The sequence below is a fragment of the Mesorhizobium sp. M7A.F.Ca.CA.004.04.2.1 genome (assembly GCF_004022825.1).
In the GTDB taxonomy this organism is placed as follows: domain Bacteria; phylum Pseudomonadota; class Alphaproteobacteria; order Rhizobiales; family Rhizobiaceae; genus Mesorhizobium.
In genome coordinates this window covers 1,274-5,892 of the sequence record NZ_RZPH01000302.1, presented here as the reverse complement: position 1 = coordinate 5,892, position 4,619 = coordinate 1,274, and the positions used below count along the sequence as shown (strand labels likewise).

Genomic DNA, 4,619 nt, shown 5'->3' with positions numbered 1-4,619 from the left:
CTGTCAGGATGAGCGCGCGAGCGATATGACGCGTCATCGGTGTCTATGCGACGGAATCATGAAAGGCGAGATTGCCCGGTCGTTGCGTGCGCCTTAGCGAAGCTTCATGAAGGGTTCCTGCACGAGGCCGCGTCATGCTCACTGATAGCCAGTACATTCTCGAACGCATCAGCCAAGGCTGCGTGACGCTCTCCGATGGCGAGTTCGTCATCGACAGGCTGGTTAAGTATTTCGGCAATGGGAGGATCCGCTGGCATGTCGAATTCCGTGGGCATCGCATCGAGCTGACGACAGGCCAGCTCAAGAAGCAGCCGACCTTCCGCAGGAAGATACTCGAACAGGCTGGGGTGCTGCCGCCCCAGCGTGCCGGGACCGACTACAGGCGATGGGCACTCGATTTGAGGAAGAATGCCATCGAGCTTCCGTGGCGGGACAGGCCGGTGGACGTCGGCTTCGCCATCGACAGGCTCGCCAGCCACGGCGACGGGCGCTGGACGGTCGAATACCAGGGCAAGGCCATCAAATTCACGACGACAAAACTCCGCAGGCAGGTGAGTTTCCGCAAACGCATGCTGGCCAAGGCCAAGGTGTTGCCGCCTCAGTTGGACCCGGCTGCCTATCGCAAGTGGATGGACTGGCTCATTCAAAACGCCGCCGAGGCCGACCCGCAGACCGGCGATGCCTTGGTGAGCGAGAAAAGCTGGCTTGACGACCTGCCTGAGCTGGCCGGCTGGCAAAATGAAACACCGCCTCCAGAGACCAGCTAAGAGCGGCGACAGTATCCAAATGCAAGCAGCGATGGCACTCGTTGCGTTTGCCATGCCTGCCAGTTTCGGCACACATTGATGGCGAAGGTAGTCTGACCAGAGCTGGCTCGCTGGCAATCAGAATTGAAATGAGACCACATGGACCGCTTCGACCTCGGCACCTACCGCCGTCCCATCTCCACTCGTTCTTCAGAAACCCAGCGTTGGTTCGATGTTGGCCTCAACTGGTGCTACGGCTTCAACCATGAGGAAGGCATCAAGTGTTTTGAGAAGGCGCTCGAAACAGATCCTAAATGTCCGATGGTGCATTGGGGCATCGCCTATGCCGCCGGACCTTTCTACAATCTGACCTGGAAAGAACATGGCGAGGCCGAGGCCGACAGCGCGACCAAGCGCTGCTTCGAGCATGTCCAGCTGGCCCGGGCCAATGCGGCTTCCGCCAACGAGATCGAGAAGCGGCTGATCGAGGCGCTGGCCGCCCGCTTTCAGAAGCCATACCGGGTGAGCCCAGAGGAATTCGAACGGTGGGATGATAGCTATGCCGCCGCGATGCGGCTTGTGTATCGGGACTGTCCCGACGACCATGATGTGATGGCACTGCTGGTCGAAGCGCTGATGATGCGCACGGTGCGGCGGCTGTGGAACCTCAAGACCGGCGCGCCGGCGCCGAATTCCGATGTCGTCGAGGCGCTCGACGTCTGCGAACGGTCGGTCCGGCTTGCCGATGAGGCCGGCGCAGCACAGCATCCGGCGATCGTCCACCTGCACATCCATCTGCTGGAAATGTCCACCATGCCGGAGCGCGGCATGCGGTCAGCGGATCTGCTCGGCGAAATGTGCCCCGATGCCGGGCACATGAACCACATGCCGGGGCACATCTATGTGCTGTGCGGCGAGTATGAGAAAGCCAAACGCGCCAGCGAAAAGGCGGTACGCGCCAACGACCTCTATCTCGCCTATGCGGACGAGCCGACCTACTATTTGCTCGGCTGCTGCCACGATCTGCACCTGATGATGTTCACCTGCATGTTGTCGGGCCAGTACCAGCCTGCACTGTGGGCCGCCGATCGAGTGCGCAGCCTGGTCGCGCGCGACGTGGTCGCCATCCCCGGCCGGCCCAAGCTCACGCAGACGGTGGAAGGCTACCATGCGATGAAATCGCATGTGCAAGTGCGCTTCGGCCGCTGGCAGGAGATCATCGACGAACCGGCGACCGCGGAGCCAGGCCTCTATGTGCTGACGGCGGCCATGCAGCACTACGCCAAGGGTGTGGCGCATGCGACGCTTGGGAATTTCGCTGAAGCCGAGCGCGAGCGCGAAGTGTTCCATCGGCATCTGAAAGGCATTGCGCCCGAGCGGCGCTTCCTCAGCAACCCGGCGCAGGCTTCGCTGGCTGTCGGTGTCGCCCTGCTCGACGGCGAGCTGGCGTACCATCAGGGCCGGCATGACGAGGCCTATGGCCATTTGCGGCAGGCGGTCGAGCTTGACGACAATTTGTCCTACACCGAACCGTGGGCCTGGATGCACCCGCCGCGCCATGCGCTGGCGGCGCTGCTTCTCGACCAGGGCCACGCGCAGGAAGCAGAACAGGTCTATCGCGACGATTTGGGCCTGAGCGGCACGGTGCAGCGCTGCGCCCAGCACCCGAACAATGTCTGGGCACTGCACGGGCTGGTGGAATGCCTGAATCGGCGCGGCGAGACTGATGAATTGCCGATATTGCAGACAAGCCTTGCCGCGGCGCTGGCCAGGGCGGATGTGCCGATCACCTCGTCCTGCCTGTGCAGGACGAGCGCGCAGCAAGGCTGCTGTCACTGACGCGAAGTCAGCCTGCCGCCATTGTTGCGGCCGATCGGCTCGCCAAACAAATTGTCGGCCGATCATCGTTGGCGGTGGAAACCTCGCCGCCCGGTCGTGTCACCTGCCGATCAGCCCAGGCTCCACGCTTTGTCTCGTACCACGCCTTCCTCGATCAGCACCGAGCAGTCTATCTCATCGTGAAGTTGGGCGTTTGGGTCGGACAAAAGCCAGGAAGCATAGGACCGAAGCTGCTTGAGCCTGGCTGTTTTCTCAAGCCGGGCCTGGCGCTCATCCTCGGCTGCCGGTCTTCTGTCCTTCTGGGCAGGAAATTGCATGCTGGCTCTCCTCGGTCACCGAGCTGCGCTTCGATTGAAGCCAACACATGCGCTGGCGAGAGTCGCCATCCATCTGGATGATGGCGGACCCTTATCAACAATGCACCCGCGCCACCGCCGGGTGCTCCCTGGTCCGGGTTCGCTGCGGCGCATCGGCACTCGGCAGTCGGACGCAGCCAGGGGAATGGAACCAGATCGGCCGTGCGACGTCATAGAAGCAGGTGCTCATACAGGAGTGTGACCTCCATGATCAGGCTCGTTCTTGCCGCTGCCGCCATGCTCGTCATGGCATGGGACGCAACGGCGGCGGCAAAACTGGACGCGGCCACTGTCAACAACGCCCAATTTGACGGCAGCGAAGCGAAAGGCGTCAGTGCGACCGTGCTGAAGGCGCAAATCCTCCTGGATCGTGCACGCTTCTCGCCAGGCCTGATCGACGGCCGCCAAGCGGAGAACTTCAGCCGGGCAGTCGGTGCGTTTCAAGCGGCCAACGGACTGCCTGCCGACGGCAAGCTTAACCGCGAGACATGGGACAAGCTGGTCGCGAGCTCCTCGCGCCCGGCGCTTGAGACCTACGAGTTGACGCGCAAGGATGTGCGTGGACCGTTCACCAGGCGAATTCCGGCGCGCATGGAGAGGATGGCCCGCCTGCCCCGGCTCGCCTATCACAATGCCCTGGAAAAGATGGCGGAGCGCTTCCACAGCAGCGAGGAACTGCTTGAACGGCTCAATCCCGGCATCGGCTTCAGGAAGGCGGGGCAAAAGCTGCTGGTGCCAGCTGTAACCCGAGGTGATCCGCCGCAAGACATTGGGAACGTCGAGGTCGACAAGAGCGCTCGCCAGGTTCGCGTGCTCGACCCTTCCGGCAAAGCGCTTGCGACGTACCCCGCCTCGATCGGGAGCCAGGAGAAGCCCGCGCCGAGTGGCGAGGCAGAGGTCAAACGCGTGGTGCGCCACCCAACCTATCACTACGATCCCGAGTTTGCCTTCAAGGGGGTGAAGACGAAGCGCCCCTTCACGATCGCTGCCGGGCCGAACAATCCGGTGGGATCGGTCTGGATCGATTTGTCCATCGATAGTTATGGCATTCACGGGACTCCGGACCCAGGCAAGATCGGAAAGACCTTCTCGCATGGTTGCATCAGGCTGACCAACTGGGATGCCGAAGACCTCGCCTCCGAAGTGCAAAGAGGCACAAAGGTCGTCTTCAAGGAAGAAGCGGCAGGATCGGTCGAACAAGGATCGCAGTAGGCAGGCGCCACGGGCTAACTTTCGACCGTGTGACTGGCGTCACCGAAGGCGTAGGGCGGCGCCCCTACCCCAGCCACTTCTCGTAGTCGGACACCAGCAGATGGACCGGGGCAACGTCTTCGTCGATGTTGGAAAAACGGCCGATCGGTTCGCGAAACACATTGTCGGTGAGATCGTCATTGACGGTCGAGACCTCGCCGATCAGCACGTCCTTGCCCTCGGCCCAGAAGGCATGCCAGACGCCGGGCAGCAGCGTGACGCTCTGGCCCGGGTCGAGCTTCAGGAGCCCGCCCGCGGGCAGCCTGTGGATGGTTCCGTCGACCGGCACCGAAACCTCCGCCTTGGGATCGATGCCGCCGTCGCGGTCATGCATGAACAGTTCCAGCACCAGCTTGCCGCCGCCACGGTTGATGATGTCCTCGGCCTTGATGTTGTGGCGGTGCATCGGCGACAGCTGGTCCTTGCG

General features: G+C 62.4%; 5 protein-coding genes. 3 read left to right on the top strand and 2 right to left on the bottom strand.

Going from position 1 to position 4,619, the window contains the following annotated elements; translation table 11 throughout:
- Positions 1–134: 134 nt before the first annotated feature.
- Positions 135–767 (top strand): hypothetical protein, encoded by a 633-nt coding sequence (locus tag EN893_RS15290; RefSeq protein WP_127271884.1) that lies wholly within the window; start codon positions 135–137, stop codon positions 765–767.
- 138 nt (positions 768–905) lie between these two features.
- Positions 906–2,585, top strand: coding sequence for a tetratricopeptide repeat protein (locus tag EN893_RS15285; protein WP_127270689.1), 1,680 nt, complete (start codon positions 906–908; stop codon positions 2,583–2,585).
- Positions 2,586–2,695: 110 nt separating this feature from the next.
- Here the strand turns inward: EN893_RS15285 and EN893_RS15280 are convergent, their stop codons facing one another.
- Complete coding sequence (locus EN893_RS15280) at positions 2,696–2,902, bottom strand: hypothetical protein (protein WP_164749017.1); 207 nt, start codon at positions 2,900–2,902, stop codon at positions 2,696–2,698.
- A gap of 246 nt (positions 2,903–3,148) precedes the next feature.
- Between EN893_RS15280 and EN893_RS15275 the strand changes: the two genes are divergently transcribed.
- Positions 3,149–4,153 (top strand): L,D-transpeptidase, encoded by a 1,005-nt coding sequence (locus EN893_RS15275; protein WP_127271881.1) that lies wholly within the window; start codon positions 3,149–3,151, stop codon positions 4,151–4,153.
- A gap of 64 nt (positions 4,154–4,217) precedes the next feature.
- On the opposite strand, the gene EN893_RS39245 is transcribed toward EN893_RS15275, so the two are convergent.
- Positions 4,218–4,619 (bottom strand): D-lyxose/D-mannose family sugar isomerase (locus tag EN893_RS39245; RefSeq protein ID WP_245490839.1); only part of this gene is annotated, 402 nt, incomplete at its 5' end.

Coding starts and splice junctions, on each gene's coding strand:
- EN893_RS15285 (WP_127270689.1), top strand. CDS start 906: ATGGACCGCTTCGACCTCGGCACCTACCGCCGTCCCATCTCCACTCGT.
- EN893_RS15275 (WP_127271881.1), top strand. CDS start 3,149: ATGATCAGGCTCGTTCTTGCCGCTGCCGCCATGCTCGTCATGGCATGG.
- EN893_RS15290 (WP_127271884.1), top strand. CDS start 135: ATGCTCACTGATAGCCAGTACATTCTCGAACGCATCAGCCAAGGCTGC.
- EN893_RS15280 (WP_164749017.1), bottom strand. CDS start 2,902: ATGCAATTTCCTGCCCAGAAGGACAGAAGACCGGCAGCCGAGGATGAG.